The sequence below is a fragment of the Streptacidiphilus alkalitolerans genome, from assembly GCF_042511045.1.
Classification (GTDB): domain Bacteria; phylum Actinomycetota; class Actinomycetes; order Streptomycetales; family Streptomycetaceae; genus Streptacidiphilus; species Streptacidiphilus alkalitolerans.
In genome coordinates this window covers 406,228-422,270 of sequence record NZ_JBHEZX010000003.1, presented here as the reverse complement: position 1 = coordinate 422,270, position 16,043 = coordinate 406,228, and the positions used below count along the sequence as shown (strand labels likewise).

The 16,043-nt window shown below is 71.7% G+C and carries 8 protein-coding genes; 5 read left to right on the top strand and 3 right to left on the bottom strand.

Translation table 11 applies throughout. The features are described from left to right. The first annotated feature begins 12 nt into the window (after positions 1–12). Together fsxC and fxsT (ACEZDG_RS08660) are read left to right on the top strand one after the other, a co-directional pair. On the top strand, positions 13–1,206 hold the full coding sequence (gene fsxC, locus ACEZDG_RS08665) for an FxsC protein (RefSeq protein ID WP_380504895.1): 1,194 nt from the start codon (positions 13–15) through the stop codon (positions 1,204–1,206). After that, positions 1,203–5,222 (top strand): FxSxx-COOH system tetratricopeptide repeat protein, encoded by a 4,020-nt coding sequence (gene fxsT / locus ACEZDG_RS08660; protein ID WP_380504892.1) that lies wholly within the window; start codon positions 1,203–1,205, stop codon positions 5,220–5,222. The genes fsxC and fxsT (ACEZDG_RS08660) overlap by 4 nt, the downstream gene beginning before the upstream one ends. Here fxsT (ACEZDG_RS08660) and ACEZDG_RS08655 read toward each other — a convergent pair. Next, positions 5,191–6,177, bottom strand: a complete 987-nt coding sequence (locus tag ACEZDG_RS08655; RefSeq protein ID WP_380504889.1) for an alpha/beta fold hydrolase — start codon at positions 6,175–6,177, stop codon at positions 5,191–5,193. The two genes, fxsT (ACEZDG_RS08660) and ACEZDG_RS08655, sit on opposite strands and share 32 nt — an antisense overlap. A 459-nt stretch (positions 6,178–6,636) precedes the next feature. On the opposite strand from ACEZDG_RS08655, the gene ACEZDG_RS08650 reads away from it, so the two are divergent. Genes ACEZDG_RS08650 through fxsT (ACEZDG_RS08640) form a run of 3 tightly spaced genes read left to right on the top strand, consistent with a single transcriptional unit; the run spans position 6,637 to position 13,801 of the window. Continuing rightward, the gene (locus tag ACEZDG_RS08650; protein ID WP_380504886.1) at positions 6,637–8,952 is read left to right on the top strand and encodes an FxsB family cyclophane-forming radical SAM/SPASM peptide maturase; all 2,316 of its coding nucleotides are present in this window, start codon (positions 6,637–6,639) and stop codon (positions 8,950–8,952) included. Next, entirely contained in the window at positions 8,949–9,923 is a 975-nt protein-coding gene (locus tag ACEZDG_RS08645) for an aminoglycoside N(3)-acetyltransferase (RefSeq protein ID WP_380504883.1), read from the top strand. The genes ACEZDG_RS08650 and ACEZDG_RS08645 overlap by 4 nt, the downstream gene beginning before the upstream one ends. Further along, positions 9,920–13,801 carry an FxSxx-COOH system tetratricopeptide repeat protein gene (gene fxsT, locus ACEZDG_RS08640; protein ID WP_380504880.1) on the top strand — a complete coding sequence of 1,294 codons (3,882 nt, stop codon included), beginning with the start codon at positions 9,920–9,922 and terminating at the stop codon, positions 13,799–13,801. The genes ACEZDG_RS08645 and fxsT (ACEZDG_RS08640) overlap by 4 nt, the downstream gene beginning before the upstream one ends. Positions 13,802–13,808: 7 nt before the next feature. Here fxsT (ACEZDG_RS08640) and ACEZDG_RS08635 read toward each other — a convergent pair whose 3' ends face one another. Then, positions 13,809–14,714 (bottom strand): DUF4231 domain-containing protein, encoded by a 906-nt coding sequence (locus ACEZDG_RS08635; RefSeq protein ID WP_380504877.1) that lies wholly within the window; start codon positions 14,712–14,714, stop codon positions 13,809–13,811. Beyond that, positions 14,714–15,631, bottom strand: a complete 918-nt coding sequence (locus tag ACEZDG_RS08630; RefSeq protein ID WP_380504874.1) for a DUF4231 domain-containing protein — start codon at positions 15,629–15,631, stop codon at positions 14,714–14,716. The genes ACEZDG_RS08635 and ACEZDG_RS08630 overlap by 1 nt, the downstream gene beginning before the upstream one ends. Positions 15,632–16,043 lie beyond the last annotated feature (412 nt).

The following is a 16,043-nucleotide window of genomic DNA, read 5'->3' as shown; positions in this document are numbered from 1 at the left end:
AAGGTCGGTGAGATGACCGAACTGGCGGGGGAGCGGGGGTACCCGAGCTACTTCCTCAGTTACTCGTATCCACGGGGCGCCCCGCAGGCGGACCCCTGGGTGGCCGAGTTCCACGCCGACCTCAACGCGGCCCTGGGCGAACGCCCGGCCAAGTCCGGTGGACTGACGGCGGGATACCTGGACGAGCCCGGTGAGAGCGAGCCGGTGCGCCGGGCCCGCCGGGCCGAGGCGCTGGCCCGCAGCAAGAGCCTGGTGGTGCTCTGCTCCCCGGAGTACTTCCTGGACGCGGAGTGCCACAACGAGTGGACCGCCTTCCACAAACGCCTCTCCCCGGAGGGGAGTTCGGACGCCGCCGTGGTCGCGGTGCTGTGGGAGCGGCTCTGGGCCGGCACACCGGACGAGGTCTCGATCGACGAGCAGGACCTACGGCTGCAGTTCGGCGAGAACGGGCTGCGGCACCAACTGGCCCAGCGCCGGGCCCAGTACCACGACGGCGTGCGGAGCGTGGCCGAGGCGATAGCGCACGCGGTCGAGAAGATCGACCTCGCCCCGGGCGCCGAGTCCGCGCTGTCGCGCGAACCGCAGCCCTGGCCCGACCATCCGGCCGTGCGCAGCCTGCGCATCCTGGTGCTGGCCAGGACCACCGACGAGGCGCTGCCGCCGGGCTGCGACCCGGAGGACTACAGCGAGCTCCCCGAACTCTGGCAGCCCTACCGGGAGGAGGGCGCCCGGCCGCTGGCCGAGCTCGCCGCCACGGTGGCCAGGGACAGCAATGTGCATGTGCGCTCGGTCGAGGACTTCGAACGGGCCAGCAGGAGGGTCGCCGGCACCTCCCAGGACGCGGAGCTGGTGCCGCAACTGCTGCTGCTGGACCGCTGGGCGCTGCGGAACGACCTGCGGTTGCGCAGCCTGCTGGGCTACAACCGGCAGCGGCTCCGGCCGATGGCGGTGATGGTGCCCTGGGTGCCCCGCCCGGAGGGGATCCCCCGCCGGGAGCAGCAGGACATCGAGCAGCTCCGGCTGCTCACCTGGGACACCCTCAATGTCGCACTGGGGCAGCCGACTCCGGGTTACGAACACCTGCGCGGGGGCATCCCCGACGCGGCCACCTTCGCCGCACTGCTGCCCATCGCCCTGCGCCAGGCGCGCAACGCCTTCATCCAGCTCCACGCCCTCCGCACGCCCCAGTCGAAAGGTCAGCAATGAACGTCGGTAGTCCAGGGAGCGCGTCGGAGGACCGACGGGGCCGGGTGGTCACCTTCTACTCCTACAAGGGCGGCACCGGCCGGACCATGACCATGGCCAATGTCGCCTGGATCCTCGCCGCCAACGGCAAGAGGGTGCTCACCGTGGACTGGGACCTGGAGGCGCCGGGCCTGTCCCGGTTCTTCCACCCCTTCCTCAGCGAGAAGGTGCTGGCCAAGACCGGCGGCGTGGTCAACATGGTGAACGACTACCTGGAACGCTCCCTGGACGGCACCTCGGCGGCCGAGGCCCGGCAGAGCGGCCATGCCGCGGTGCGCCAGCAGGCGATCAAGCTGAACTGGGACTTCCCCAACGGCGGCCAGATCGACTTCATCTCGGCCGGCCGGCAGAACCAGGACTACTCGACCATTCTCGGCGGCCTCAACTGGGACCAGTTCTACCTGCGCTACGAGGGCGGGGTGTTCCTCGACGCCCTGCGCGAGGAGATGGTCAGGAGCTACGACTACACCTTCATCGACAGCCGCACCGGGCTCAGCGACACCTCCAGCATCTGCACCCAGCAGCTCCCCGACGACGTGGTGGTCTGCTTCACCCTGAGCGACCAGAGCATCAGCGGCGCGGCCGGGGTGGCGCGGCACATCCAGGCCAGGGGGGTGGTCGGCCACAACAAGGAGCCGATCAGGATCCTGCCGGTGCCCATGCGCATCGACGAGGGCGAGAAGGAGCGGGCCGAGCGCGGCCGGACGGAGGCGCGCACCAAGTTCGAGGGGCTGCCCAAGGAGCTCTACACGGTCCAGGACGACCAGTACTGGGGCTCCATCGAGATCCCCTACCGGCCGTTCTACGCCTACGAGGAGATCCTGGCCACCTTCGGGGACCAGACCGGCATCCCCAACACCGTGCTCGGCGCCTGCGAGCGGCTCACCCGCGAGCTGACCCGGGGCGACGTCTCCACGCTCCCGGCGATGGCCGAGCCGCTTCGGCTGGCCACGGTGGCCAAGTTCGACCGCAAGCCGGCCGGCGGCCAGGAGGACGTCCGGCTGCGGCTCTGGTACGTCATCGAGGACCAGATGTGGATGGAGTGGATCAGCTATCTGCTGCGGGCCGCCGGCTACCGCTTCGAGGCCTCCAGGATCGACGCCGACGCCCCGCCCGCGGACCGGGAGGCGGCGAACGGCGAGACCACGGCGGCCTCGATCCACGTGCCGCTGCTCACCACCCGTTTCATCCAGGCGGCCAGGGCCAGTGAGATCTGGGGACCGGTGTCCACCAGCGACCTGGCGCTGCCCCGGCCGCGCACCCTCGGCCTCCGCCTGGGCACGGTCCCGCCGGGCGCCCCGAGCGGGCACAGCTTCCCGCTCGACCTGACCTCCCCCGCGCTGACCGCGGCCACCGCGGCGGAGCAGCTGATCAAGTACTTCAACGGCGACGACGTCGTGGTCCAGGCGGCCAAGTCGGCGCTGGACGCGCCGGACGCCCCCCGCTTCCCGGGCATCCGTCCCGAGTACGTCACCCTGCAGAGCCGCAACCTCGACTTCACCGGCCGGTCCAAGGAACTGGCCGAGCTGCGCCGGACGCTGGTCGGCCGGTCCGCCCACGAGCCGACCAGCGGCACCCAGGCGCTGCACGGCCTCGGCGGGGTGGGGAAGTCCCAGCTCGCCCGCGAGTACGCCTACCGCTTCATGGCGGACTACGACCTGGTCTGGCTGGTGCCGTCGGAGCAGAGCGCCTCGATCACCACCGAACTGGCCGCGATCGCGGAACGGCTCGACATCCGCGGGACCCTCGGTGAGGCCGACGCGGCGCAGCTGGTCAAGGAGCGGCTCTCGGCCGGCACGCTGGTCTCCCGCTGGCTGCTGATCTTCGACAACGCCGAGGACCCGGAGACCCTGCGGGAGTTCCTGCCGGGCGGTGAGGGCCACGTCATCATCACCTCCCGCAACCAGGTCTGGGCCCAGGAGGCCTCCGAGCTGGAGGTGGACGTCTTCACCCGGCAGGAGAGCATCTCCCACCTGGAGCACCGGGTGCGCGGCATGACCGACGCCGAGGCCGGGCAGCTGGCCGAGGCGCTGGGCGACCTGCCGCTCGCGGTCGAGCAGGCCGCGGCCTACCTGGGACGCAGCGGGATGCCGGTGGACACCTACATGGAACTGCTGCAGCAGCACCCGGCCGACATGTTCGACCAGGTACCGCTCACCGCGGACTACCCGACCCCGATCAAGACCACTTTCGCGGTGTCCCTGAACAACCTGGAGTCCGAGTGGCCGGCCGCGGTGCGGCTGATGCAGATGTCGGTCTTCCTCGGCCCCGAGCCGTTCTCGCAGAAGCTGCTGCACCGCAACCCGTCCATGCTTGCCGCGCTCTCGAAGGTGGACCCCCGGGTGCGCAAGGGCGGGGCGTCGGTCCTCGGCGGCATCAGCCGGGCCATCCGAAGCCTGTCGCTGGCCAAGGTGGACGGCAGGCGCGGAACGGTGCAGGTGCACCGGGTGCTCCAGGCGCTGCTGCGGGCGCAGATGAGCGAGGAGGAGCAGAAGGAGATCCAGCGGGAGGTCCAGCTGGTCCTGGCGGAGTACCGGCCGATGGACGGGGAGGTGGAGGACCCGGAGAACCGGCCGAACTTCGAGCTCATCCGGCCGCACCTGGTGGCCAGCGGGGCCGAGACCTCCGATTCCCCCGAGGTCCGGCAGCTGATGATCGACCTGGTCCGGCTGCACTGGCGCAACGGCGACTACCTGCTGGCCAGGACCGAGGGCGAGCGGCTGGACGCGCTGTGGACCGCGACCCTGGGCGACGACGACCGGCAGACCCTGGCCCTGCGCACGATCAGGGCCAACATCCTCCGCGACCTCGGCCGCTACCGGGAGGCGCTGGAGCTGGACCAGCGGACCTGGGAGACGCAGTCCGAGCTCTTCGGGGAGGACGACCTCAGCACCCTGGCCACCGCCCGCGGCCTGGCCGGCGACCTCCGGGCGCTGGGCCGCTACAAGGAGGCGAGGGACCGCGACCTGCTCACCCACGCCAGCCTGGTCGAGCAGTTCCTGGAGGAGGACCGCGCGGTGGTCAACCTCACCCACAACCTGGCCATCGACTACCGCCTGCTGGGAGAGGCCAAGATCGCCCAGCAGTACGACGAGCGCACCGAGCGGCTGCGCCGGCAGGGCCTCGGCCCCGACCACGCCCGCACCCTGGCCTCCCAGCTCTACCTGGCCCGGGACAAGCGGGACGGCGGCGAACTGCGGGACGCGGCAGCGGACCTGGAGCGGCTGCACGAGGCGTTCCGGCGGCTGCAGGGCGACAACGCCCCGGACACCCTGCGCGCCGCCAAGAGCCTCGCGGTCTCCCTGCGGGTGCTGGGTCAGTACGAGCGGGCGGCGGTGCTCACCGACGACACCCTGGCCCGGCTGGAGGAGCGCTACGGCAAGGAGAGCCCCGACACCTGGCAGTGCGCCCTCAACAAGGCGGCCGACGACTGGAGCCTCGGCCGTACCGAGGAGGCGCTGCGGCGCACCCAGGACGTCTGGCGCCGGTACCGGGACCTGCTCGGCGAGGACCACCCCAACTCGCTGGCCTGCAGCGACAATGTGTCCGTCTACCTGCGGACGCCGGACGCCAGCCGGCAGGACCGCAGGCGGGCCGCCGCGCTCGGCCAGAACGCCACCACCCGGCTGGCCGCGCTACTGGGCGAGGCCCATCCGTTCACCCTGTGCGCCGAGGTGAACTGGGCCAACGCCCGGGCCGAGCTGGAGGAACTGGAGGCGGCCGAGAACAGTGAGCGCTCCTGCCTGGCCCGGCTGAGCCGGCAGCTGGGCGACGACCACCCGGACACCCTCGCCTGCCGGTCCAACCTGGCGGTGACCCTCAAGGCCCGGGGCAGCACCAGGGAGGCGCAGCGCCTGCACGACGAAGCGGTCGAGGCCTTCGCCCACGACCGCAACTTCGGTGACACCCACCCCGACACGCTCAGTGCCGAGGGGTGGGACCGGATCAGTCACATTCTGGAGCTTCAGGCCTGGTGAGCCAGCTCAGCACGTTGGGGAGGCGTGCGATGGCGTCGAAGTGGGCCGCCCCCGACTCCGTTCGCAGTTCGGAGTCGGGGAGCATCTTCCGCAGCCACAGCGAGTGGCTGATGGGGGAGAAGACGTCCTCGCTGCCGTGCCAGAGCAGGACCTTGGTGGTGACCTCGGCGAGCCGGAAGCCCCAGTCGTGGGCGAAGGAGTAGGCGTCGTCGATCCACCCGGCGCCCTGCTGCTGCAGCGCTTCCTTGTAGTTGTCCTTGAGTATCCGGCGGATTCCGGCGTCGGCGATCACCTGCAGGTCCGAGTCCTGGACCTCGGACAGCAGTTGGTCGAGCAGCTTGCCGGGATCCAGGTGGATCTGCGTCGCCCGGTCCCGCAGGCTCTCGGCCAGAGTCTCGTACCCCTGTTCGGCGCGGCGGTACTCGTCCGTATTGCCCTGGCCCATGCCGGTGTACCACTCGTCCTGCATGCCGTCGCTGCCGATCCGGGGGGCCAGGCTCACCAGCGCGGCGGCACGGGTGACCCGGTCGCCGAGGGCCGCGGCGCAGGCGAGCGCGTGCGGTCCGCCGCCGGAGCGGCCGACCACCGCGAAGCGGCCGATGTCCAGGGCCTTGGCGATGTCCTCCACGTCCTGGGCGGCGTCGACCACCTGCCGTTTCGGCACCGGGTCGGACCAGCCGTACCCCGGGCGGTCATAGGCCACCAACCGGATGCCCTGCCGGTAGAGGACGCTGGGCCGCGGCGCCACACCGACCCTGCTGCCCGGGGTGCCGTGCAGCACGAAGACGGCGGTGCCGTCCCGCTTGCCCCACTCGCTGACGCTGAGCCGACGGCCGTCCCTGGTGCTGACCATGGTGACGTCGTCGGGCGGGGTGGGGGGTGGTGCGGACGGTGCCGGTGGTGCGGCGGGGTGGGCGGCGACGGCGGTCGGCGTCTCCGCGAGGTCCTGCGGCATCAGGCGCAGACCTCCTGGACGCCACAGAGGCCGTGCCCGTGGCGCATGAGTTCACCCATCATGTCGTCAGACTGCAGCACTAACCCCAGAAACACGAGCCCGCCCCCTCCTCGTTCATCCGATTGGATCAAGGAGGGCACGCCCGTGCGATGTGGCAGCATGTCATGCCGGCCCCCAGCCCCCTGGGTCGCACTAGCGACGTGGACGTGATGATACGTCACATGAGCCCCACTGCACTGGGTTTGTCGCATACTCTGTCACCGGGCCCTCCCGAGCGACTGTGAGGCCGTTCTTCCAGTATGGACACGAGTCGTCGGGCGGCGAAACCTGCTCGACCGTCTTCGTCATCTTTGGCCGAAGTAGCACTCCCCGGGTGTTCGGCCCCTGGCGGGTTCCGACCGAATCGCCAATCATGGGTGTGCAGACCTGACTCTCCGCCATCCCAGGGATGTCGTGTTGGTGCCCTTCCGGCAGTTCGTCGTCAAGCTCCACAGTCGCTGCGACCTCGCCTGCGACCACTGCTACATCTACGAGCACCGGGACACGCAGTGGCGCGGACGCCCGCGCGCCACCCCCGAGGAGGTACTGGCGCGGACCGCCGAGCGGATCGCCGAGCACGCCGAGGCGCATCACCTGGGCGCCGTCCACGTGGTGCTGCACGGCGGGGAGCCGCTGCTCGCCGGCCCGAAGACGATCGAGTTCGCCGCGCGGCAGCTGGAATCCCGGCTGCCCGACTCCTGCGCCCTCGATCTGCGGATCCACACCAACGGCGTGCTGCTCGACCGGCAGTTCTGCGACCTCTTCCTGGCCCATGACATCAAGGTCGGCATCTCCCTGGACGGGGACAGGGCCGCGAACGACCTGCACCGGCGCTACGGCGACGGGCGCAGCAGCTACGACAAGGTCATCGAGGCCGTCGCCCTGCTGCGGCAGCCCGAGTACCGGCGGCTCTACGCCGGGCTGCTCTGCACCATCGACGTGCGCAACGACCCGCTCGCGGTGTACCGGGCGCTGATGGAGCTGGACCCCCCGCGGCTGGACTTCCTGCTCCCGCACGCGACCTGGGAGTACCCGCCGCTGCGGCCCGACGGCCCCGGGAGCACCCCGTACGCCCGCTGGCTCGGGGCCATCTACGAGCGCTGGGACGCCGAGGGGCGCCCGGTCCCGGTGCGCACCTTCGACTCGGTGCTGAGGACCCTGCGCGGGCAGAGCAGCCTGACCGAGAACCTCGGCCTGGACCCCGCGGACCTGGTGGTGATCGAGACCGACGGCACCCTGGAGCAGGCCGACTCGCTGCGCACCGCCTTCGACGGTGCGGCCGGCACCGGCTTCAACGTCTTCGACGACGACTTCGACCGGGCGGCCCGGCACCCCGGCATGATCGACCGTCAGCTCGGCCTGGCCGGTCTGAGCGCCACCTGCCAGGCCTGCCCGGTGGTCAGCTCCTGCGGGGGCGGGCTCTTCGCCCACCGCTACCGGGCGGACACCGGCTTCGACAACCCCTCGGTGTTCTGCGGCGACCTCAAGGAGTTCATCACCATGGTCGCCGACCGCGAGGAGGTCGGCCCGGCCCTGGCGGACCGCCAGCTCGGCGAGCTGGCGGCCGGTTACGGCGGCGCCGAGGCGGTACGGGTGCTGGCCGGGCAGCAGCTGGAACTCGACCGGCTGCTGCTGGCCCGTGCCGCCGAGTCCGAACTGTCTTCCGGCGCCTCGGCGCTGGGGCAGCTCCTGGAAGCTTTCGACGCCGCGGAGGCCGAGGCGTTCGACCAGGTGCTGGCCCATCCGTACACCCGGACCTGGGCGGCCCGGCCGGAGCCCGAGGGCGGCGGCCTGGCCGAGTTCGCGGCGGCGGTGGCGCTGCGGGCCGGGGCCGACCCCGCGGTCCGGGTCCCGGTGCGGGACGGCGCGGTACGGCTGCCGGGGATCGGCCGGCTGCTGGTCGAGCCGGGGACGACGGCCGTGGCGATCCGGGCGGCCGAGGACGGCTTCACCGCCGTGACCGACGCCGGAGCGGTGGTCCGGATCCGCTGGACCGGGCAGGACCCGCGCTGGCAGCCGGTGCGCGAGGTGGCCGCCGGCCCCGACTGGACCGTACGGCTCGAGGACACCGACCCGTACCGGGACGCCCATGGGCACCCGGTGGCGGAGCGGCTGGGCGATGCCGAACTGGCCTGCTGGGACCGCGGTCTGACCGAGGCCTGGGACCTGGTCAAGCGCCTGCTGCCCGGTTACGCGGCAGGCATCGCCACCGGGCTCTCGGTGATCACCCCGCTCCGCCGCCCCGCCGAGGGGCGCGGCCTCAGCTCCTCGGCGCGCAGCGCCTTCGGGGCCGTCGGCATCGCCCGGCCGGACGCCTCGGACACCCTGGCGCTGCTGCTCGTCCATGAGTTCCAGCATGTGAAGCTGGGCGCGGTGCTGGATCGCGACGACCTCTTCGACCCGGCGGACGAGCGCCTGTTCCACGCGCCCTGGCGGGAGGACCTCCGTCCGCTGGAGGGCCTGTTCCAGGGCACCTACGCCCATGTCGCGGTCACCGAGTACTGGCGGGCCCGGGGCCGGTCGCTGCGGCAGGACGGCCGCCCGGCGGACCACGCGGAGGCGGAGTTCGCCCGCTGGCGGGACCACACCGACCGGGCGGTCGCGACCCTGGCCGGATCGGGTTCGCTGACCCGGCTCGGCACCCGCTTCGTCGAAGGGATGGCGGCCACCGTGGAGCCCTGGCTCGACCCCGTAGTTTCGAACACCGTTTCGCCGGGCACGCCCTTCGTACGGTGATAGGCAGGCAGCAACTGGTCGACGACCTCGGTCGCATCGGCATCCGCCGGGGCGGGGTGCTCTTTGCGCAGTCCTCGCTCCGCAGTATCGGCCAGGTCCGCGGGGGCGCGCGGACCGTCGTCGCGGCGCTCCGCGAGGTCCTCGGACCGCAGGGCACGCTCGTGGTCTACACGGCCACCCCGGAGAACTCGCTCAGCTCGCCGGCGTACCTGGCGGACACCGCGGCCATGGGGCGACGGAGCCTCAGGATCGCCTACCGGGCCGCCATGCAGCCCTTCGACATCGACCGTTCCCCCAGCTCGCGGCGGACGGTGGGGATGATCTCGGAAGCGGTCAGGACCACCCCCGGGGCCCGGCGCAGCGCGCATCCGCAGACCTCCTTCGTGGCGATAGGCCCCAGGGCGGAGGAGATCACCGCCGACCACCGGCTGGAGTGCCACCTCGGCGAGGACTCCCCGGTGGGCCGGCTCTACGAGCTGCAGGCACAGGGCCTGCTGCTCGGGGTGGACAGTTGGCGGTTCACCCCGTACCACCTCGCCGAGTACTACCCGCCGAACCCGCCGGTGCGGATGCACGCCGCCCTGGTCTCCACCAAGGACCGGCTGCGCTGCTGGAAGCTCTTCGACGCCGTCGACCTGGACGACAGCCACTTCCAGGAGATGGGGGAGCGGGTCCGCAGCGAGGTCCCGTTCGGCGAGGGGCGGGTCGGAGCGGCGGACTGCTACCTGGTCCCCCTCGTCCCCGCGGTCGCGGCGGCCCGGCGCTGGGTGATGGAGCGCTACCTCGCGGACCGGATGAGCGGGCCGGCCCACGGCGTCAGGCGCAGGCTCCACAACTGCTGTATGCCGCCCCAACTCTGGTCCGACTCCTGTACGTTCACTGCAGTGGAGGGTGGTTCCGGGAAGCTGCGGGCGCTGTCCTTCGAGGACTTTATGACGGTGCGTCAGTCCGTACTGGAGGGGCCCTTGTGACCGAGCGCCAGGCCGAGGGCCGGGACGGCCGCATCATCACCTTCTACTCCTACAAGGGCGGCACCGGGCGCACCATGGCGCTGGCCAACACCGCCTGGATCCTGGCCGCCAACGGCTACCGCGTGCTCGCCGCCGACTGGGACCTGGAGGCGCCGGGTCTGGGCCACTTCTTCCGGCCCTTCCTCGACCCGGACGCGCTGGCCGGAACCACCGGCGTGATCGACCTGATCATGGACTACCGCGACGAGGCGCTGCGCGACCTGCCCCGCGCGGACGGCTGGCACCGGGAGTTCACCAGGGTCCGGCAGCACGCCCTGTCCCTGGCCTGGCCGCACTTCCCGGCCGACGGCACGCTGGACTTCCTGTCGGCCGGCCAGGTCAGAAGCGACTACGCGGCCACCGTCGCCGCCATCAACTGGGACCACTTCTACGAGCGGTTGGACGGCGGCCGGTTCTTCGCCGCGCTGCGCGCCGACATGCGCAGGCACTACGACTACGTCCTGATCGACAGCCGCACCGGCCTCTCCGACATCGCCGACATCTGCACCGTGGAGATGCCCGACGACCTCGTGGTCTGCTTCACCCTCAGTGACCAGAGCATCGAGGGCGCGTCCGAGATCGCCCGGACCATCAGCGAGCACTACCCCGGCCGCGGCATTCGGATCCTGCCGGTACCGATGCGCGTCGACGACGGCGAGAAGGAGAAGGCGGACGCCGGCCGGGCGCTGGCCAGGCAGCGCTTCGACGGCTTCCCGCAGGGCTTCGACGAGGCGCGGCTCGCCCGGTACTGGGGGGCGGTGGAGATCCCCTACCGGGCCTACTACGCCTACGAGGAGGTGCTCGCCCCCTTCGGAGACCAGCCGGGGACGCCGACGTCCCTGCTCTCCTCCTTCGAGCGGCTGACCGAGGCGCTGACCGACGGCCGGGTGGTCGGCCTGCCGCCGATGCCCGAGGACCGGCGGCTGCACTTCGCCGGCTCCTTCACCCGGCGGCGGCCCGTCGTCCGCGAGGACGTCGTACTGTCCTTCGTACCGGAGGACCTGATGTGGGCCGACTGGATCACCTCACTGCTGGAACGGGCCGGACTCCGGGTGTTCCCGCAGGAGGTGGGCAGGGGGCTCGAGGACGGTCCTGAGCGGGCGGCGCGCACGCTGGTGCTGCTCTCGGCGGCGTATGTCCGCAGCCCGGAGGCGGAAGTGCGGGGGTTCGCGGGCGGCACCGACCCGGGCGGCACCCGACGCGAGCTGCTCCCGGTCCGGGTCGGCGAGGTCCGGCTCCCCGCGCAGTTCAGCGGTGCGGTCGACCTCCGCCGGCTGACCGAGGAACAGGCAGCGGAGGCACTGCTGCGCGCCCTGCGACGGCCGGACGCGGAGCGGAGGCCGGTAGTGGACGGGCCGCGCTACCCCGGCAACCGGCCGCAGATCTGGAACGTCAGGCTCAGGAACCCCGCGTTCACCGGCCGGTCGGCGATGCTGGGAGCCATGCGGGACGGGCTCCGCGAGAGCGGCATCGCCGCGCTGTACGGTCTCGGAGGGGTCGGCAAGACCCAGCTGGCACTGGAGTACGTGCACCGTTTCATGGCCGACTACGACCTGGTCTGGTGGATCGAGGCGAGCAAGCCCGAGCAGGTGGCGCAGTCGCTTGCCGAGCTCGCCCACAGACTGGACCGCCGCCTCGGCGACAATGTCGCCGAGGCGGCGGAGACCGCCCGGGAAGCACTGCGAAAGGACCTGGGGACCGGCCGCTGGCTACTGGTCTTCGACAACGCCGACAGGGCCGACGAGGTAGCCCGCTTCCTACCGGACGGTCCGGGCCATGTGCTCATCACCTCGCGCAACCAGGCGTGGTCGGACCGGGCCGACCCGCTGTCGGTCGATGTCTTCACCCGCCGCGAGAGCATCGACCACCTGCGGCGCCGGCGCACCGGCCTGAGCCCGGTGGATGCCGACAGGGTCGCCGAGGCTGTCGGAGACCTGCCGCTGGCGGTGGAGATCGCGGCGGCCTGGCTGGAGACCACCGGAACTCCGGTGGCCAGCTATGTCGCCGAGCTTCGACTGCAGGCGGTCAAGGCGCTGTCGGCCGCTCAGGAAACGCCGGAATACCCGTTGCGGTTCGGTGCCACCTGGAACGTCTCCATCGCCCGACTCCGCGAGCAGTCGCCGGCCGCCCACCGGCTGCTCCGACTGTGCGCCTACTTCTCGGCCGAACCGATCTCGCTGGATCTGGTCTACGGCGAGCAGATGGCCCGCTGCCTGATGGAATTCGACCAGGACCTGCAGGAGCGCGCACTGCTGGGCCGGGAGGTCCGTGCGATCACCCGTTACGGCCTGGCGAAGGTCGACTCCACTACCGGGACCTTCCAGGTCCACCGGATGGTGCAGGCCGCGGTCCAGGCGGAGATGACGGCGGAGGAGCAGGAACGGGCCATGCACGACGTGCACCTGGTCCTCGCCGGAGCCCGCCCGCCCGGCGATGTCGACGACTGGTCGAACTGGCCCGAGTTCGAGAATATCTGGCCCCACCTGCGTGCCTCGCGGGCACAGGACTGCGAGGAGGCGGAGGTCCGGCAACTGCTGGTCGACCGAGTGCGCTACCTCTGGAGACGGGGGGAGCTGCCGGCAGCCGAGGACCTCGGCCGGCAACTCGACCGGGACTGGACCGACAGGCGGGGGAGTGACGACCGGCAGACGCTTCTCCTGCGCTGCCAGCTCGCCAATGTGGTGCGCAGCCAGGGGCAGTTCGAGGAGGCCATGGCCCTGGACCTGGACACCCTGGAGCGGCAGCGGGCCCTGCACGGACCCGAGCACCCGTACACGCTGATGACCGGGATCGGCCTCGGCACCGACCTACGCGCGCTGGGCCGTTTCCGGGAGGCCCTGGAGCTGGACCGGCAGACCTGCGCCACCATCAGGGACCTGTTCGGGGAGGAATACCCGCAGGCCATGTTCGCGGCCCACGGCCTGGCTCTCGACCACCGCCTCAACGGCGACTACGAAGCAGCGGCGGAACTCGACCGGGAGACTCTGGACAAGCGGGTAGCGGTGCTCGGGCCGCAGCACCCGGACACGCTCGCCAGTATGGCGGCCCTGGCCGAGGACCTGTGGGCGCTCGGTGACTACCGTGCCTCCATGCAGCTTCTGGACCAGGTCAGTGCGGACTACTCCGCCTCCCCGGTGACCGACCTGCCCCTGCTCCGGTACGCCAAGAGCCGCGCGGTGGTCCTGCGGAGGGTCGGGCGGTCGGCCGAGGCCAGGCAGCTCAGCACGAGCACCTACGAGCGTTGTGCGGAGCGCTACGGCGCCCTCGCCCCGGACAGCCTGGCCTGCGCCCTCAACCTCGCCGCCGACTGCTCGGCGACCGGGGACCCGCAAGCCGCCCGGGAGTTGGCCTCGGAGGTGTACCAGGGCTTCCGGGACTCCCTGGGCGACACCCACCCCTTCGCCCTGGCCTGTGCCAACAACCTGGGGCTCTACCAGCGCGTCTGCGGGGCGACCGCCGAGGCGACGGTGCTCGGGGAGGCCACCCTGGTCTCGATGCGGCGGGTGCTCGGGCCCGAGCACCCGTTCACCCTGGCGGCCACGGTCAACCTGGCCGACTGCCACGCCGACGGCGGGGACCTGGTCCGGGCCGAGGAGCTGGGGCGGGAGGCGCTGGCCGGGCTGGTCGGGCGCTACGGTGCGCAGCACCCGGACGCCCTGGTCTGCGAGGCCAGCCTGGCGGTCACCCTGCGCGACCTCGGGCGCAGGGAAGAGGCCGTGGCGCTGCGCGCCCGGGTGGTGGAGGAGCTGACCCGGCAGCTCGGCGACGAGCACCCGCTGACCCGGAACGTCCGAGGCTGGCGGCGCAGCGGCATCGACCTCGAGCTGCAACCGGTGTGACGGCCCGTCAGCCCCGGTGCTGGCTGCGGGCGCGCCAGACGATGTGCTCGCGGGAGATGGCGTCCTCGGCCTCCCCGGCCAGGCGGGACCAGGACTCCTCGGCGTCCGTTCCGGTCAGGTCGAGCCGGGTCAGCCGGGTGGCGGTGCGGTCGAGCTCGCCCGCGGCCAGCCGGTAGGCGGAGGCCAGCGGCCGGAACTGCTTGAGCTGGGTCCACGCGGTCACCGTGGCCGCGCCCGCCGAGAACAGCCCGAGGGCCCGCAGCGACGGGTAGTACCTGGCCTCCAGCACCGCGACCACGATGCCGACCAGGAACATCACCGCGATCCACAGGCCCCAGACATGGGACTTGTGGTCGCACTCGTCGGCGCGCGACAGGTACCAGGTCCGCTGCGCGTACACCCGCTCGGTCAGGTACAGCTCGTGGCGCTGGCGCAGCGGCTTGCGCCGCTCGTCCCGCATCTTCCGGGTGATCTCCGGCTCGGCGCCGTCCGGGGCGGGGTGCGGGATGTCCCGTACCGCGTCCAGGAAGCGCTTGTCGGCCAGGGGCGCCTCGGCGGCGCCCTCGAAGGGGCGGGCCCGCACCACGTACTTCCAGGTGAGGGTCTTCAGCGACTCGGCGGCCGAACGCCCCTGGTACCACTGCTCCTGCGGTGCGCGGCGGTGCAGCGCCAGGGCGAAGCCGCCGGCGCCGAGGAAGCAGGCGACGGAGAGCAGCGGGACGATGTTGAACCCGCCCACCTTGTGCGCGGGGAACACCCCGAAGAGCGCGGCCAGCAGGGTCAGCCCGAGCTGCCAGCGGTACCAGTGCAGCGCGTAGTCCTGGCCGCGCAGGGAGGCCCGGTCGGCGGCCCAGAACGGGTCGGGCAGCAGGTCGGCCTCACGGCGGCGGGGCGGGTCCTGGCGCGGTGCCATCAGATCCGTCGATCGCGGCGGGCACGCCAGATGGTGTGCTCCCGCGAGACCGCGTCCTCGGCGTCGCTGGAGAGCCGCGACCACAGTTCCTCGGCCATCGGTCCCTGCAGGTCGAAGTGGGTCAACTGGTTCTCGATCAGCCCGAGTTCGGAGGCCGCCAGCCGGTAGGCGGAGGCCAGCGGACGGAACTGCTTGAGCTGGGTCCAGGCGGTGACCGCGGCCACGACGGTGGTGCACACCCCGAGCAGGTGCAGGTCGAACAGGCCGAGGAACTGGGCCACGGCGACCGCGGCGGCGATGATGATCGTGGCGGTCGAGATCAGCTGCCAGGTCGCGGTCGCGCTCTCGCAGCGGTCGGCCCGGGAGTGGTACCAGGTCCGCTGGGGCCTGATCCGCTCCTGCAGGTAGAGGTCGCGGCGCAGCGCCAGCGGGAGCTGCCGCAGGGTGCGCATCTCGGCGGTGATCGCGGGCCGGGTGCCGACCGGGATCACCTCGCTCTCCTCGAAGGCGACGAAGACCTCGTCCATCTGCTTCAGGAAGGCCTCGTCGGCGACCGGGGAGTCGGGCTCGCCGGCGAAGGGCCAGGCCCGGACCACGTACTTCCAGGCCAGGGTCTTCACCGACTCCGCCGCCGCGCGGCCCTCGTACCAGCGGGCCTGCGGCTTGTCGCGGCCCAGCCGCCACCAGAAGTAGCCGGCCCCGGCGAACAGCACCGCGGAGACGGCCTGCAGCCAGTTCAGATGGTCGGACCTGACGTTCGCGGTCCCGGCCAGCGCGGCCAGGACCAGCATCAGGATCTGGCCCCGGTACCACCGGATCGACCGTTCCTGCCCCTGAAGTGACGCATCGTCGGCTGTCCAGAAGGGCTCCGGGAGCAGATCTCGCTCACGATGCCCGGGCGGGTCCTTGTGGATCATCGACATCCCCCTTGTGTCGCCCGGAACGGCCGGACTGCGTCAGTCTGACGCTGCCCAGCCCCGCTGCACAGCACACGTATGCGCCGAACTTTTGCGCGAGGGGGGCGAGGAGGGGGACGAGGGAAAGGGAACGGCCCCTGGGCCTGCTCCCGTCCCGAAGGGGGGACGGGCGCCGGAGGACGGCCGGCGGGCCCAGGGGCCGGGTGACTGCTCTGGATTGCCCCGCTGCCCTTACACGCTCAGCGGGTAAGGGCTGCTAGGAAGCAGCCACCTCACGAGTCCCGGAAGTACTCATACTTTCGGATCACCTCCTTTCAGTGTGCGGCCACTGTAAGCAGACCACTGGAGGGTGGGCAACGGCTTTTCGCGGGGCTGTCCTCGATAGCGTGAATCATCCCGGTCGGGGGACATT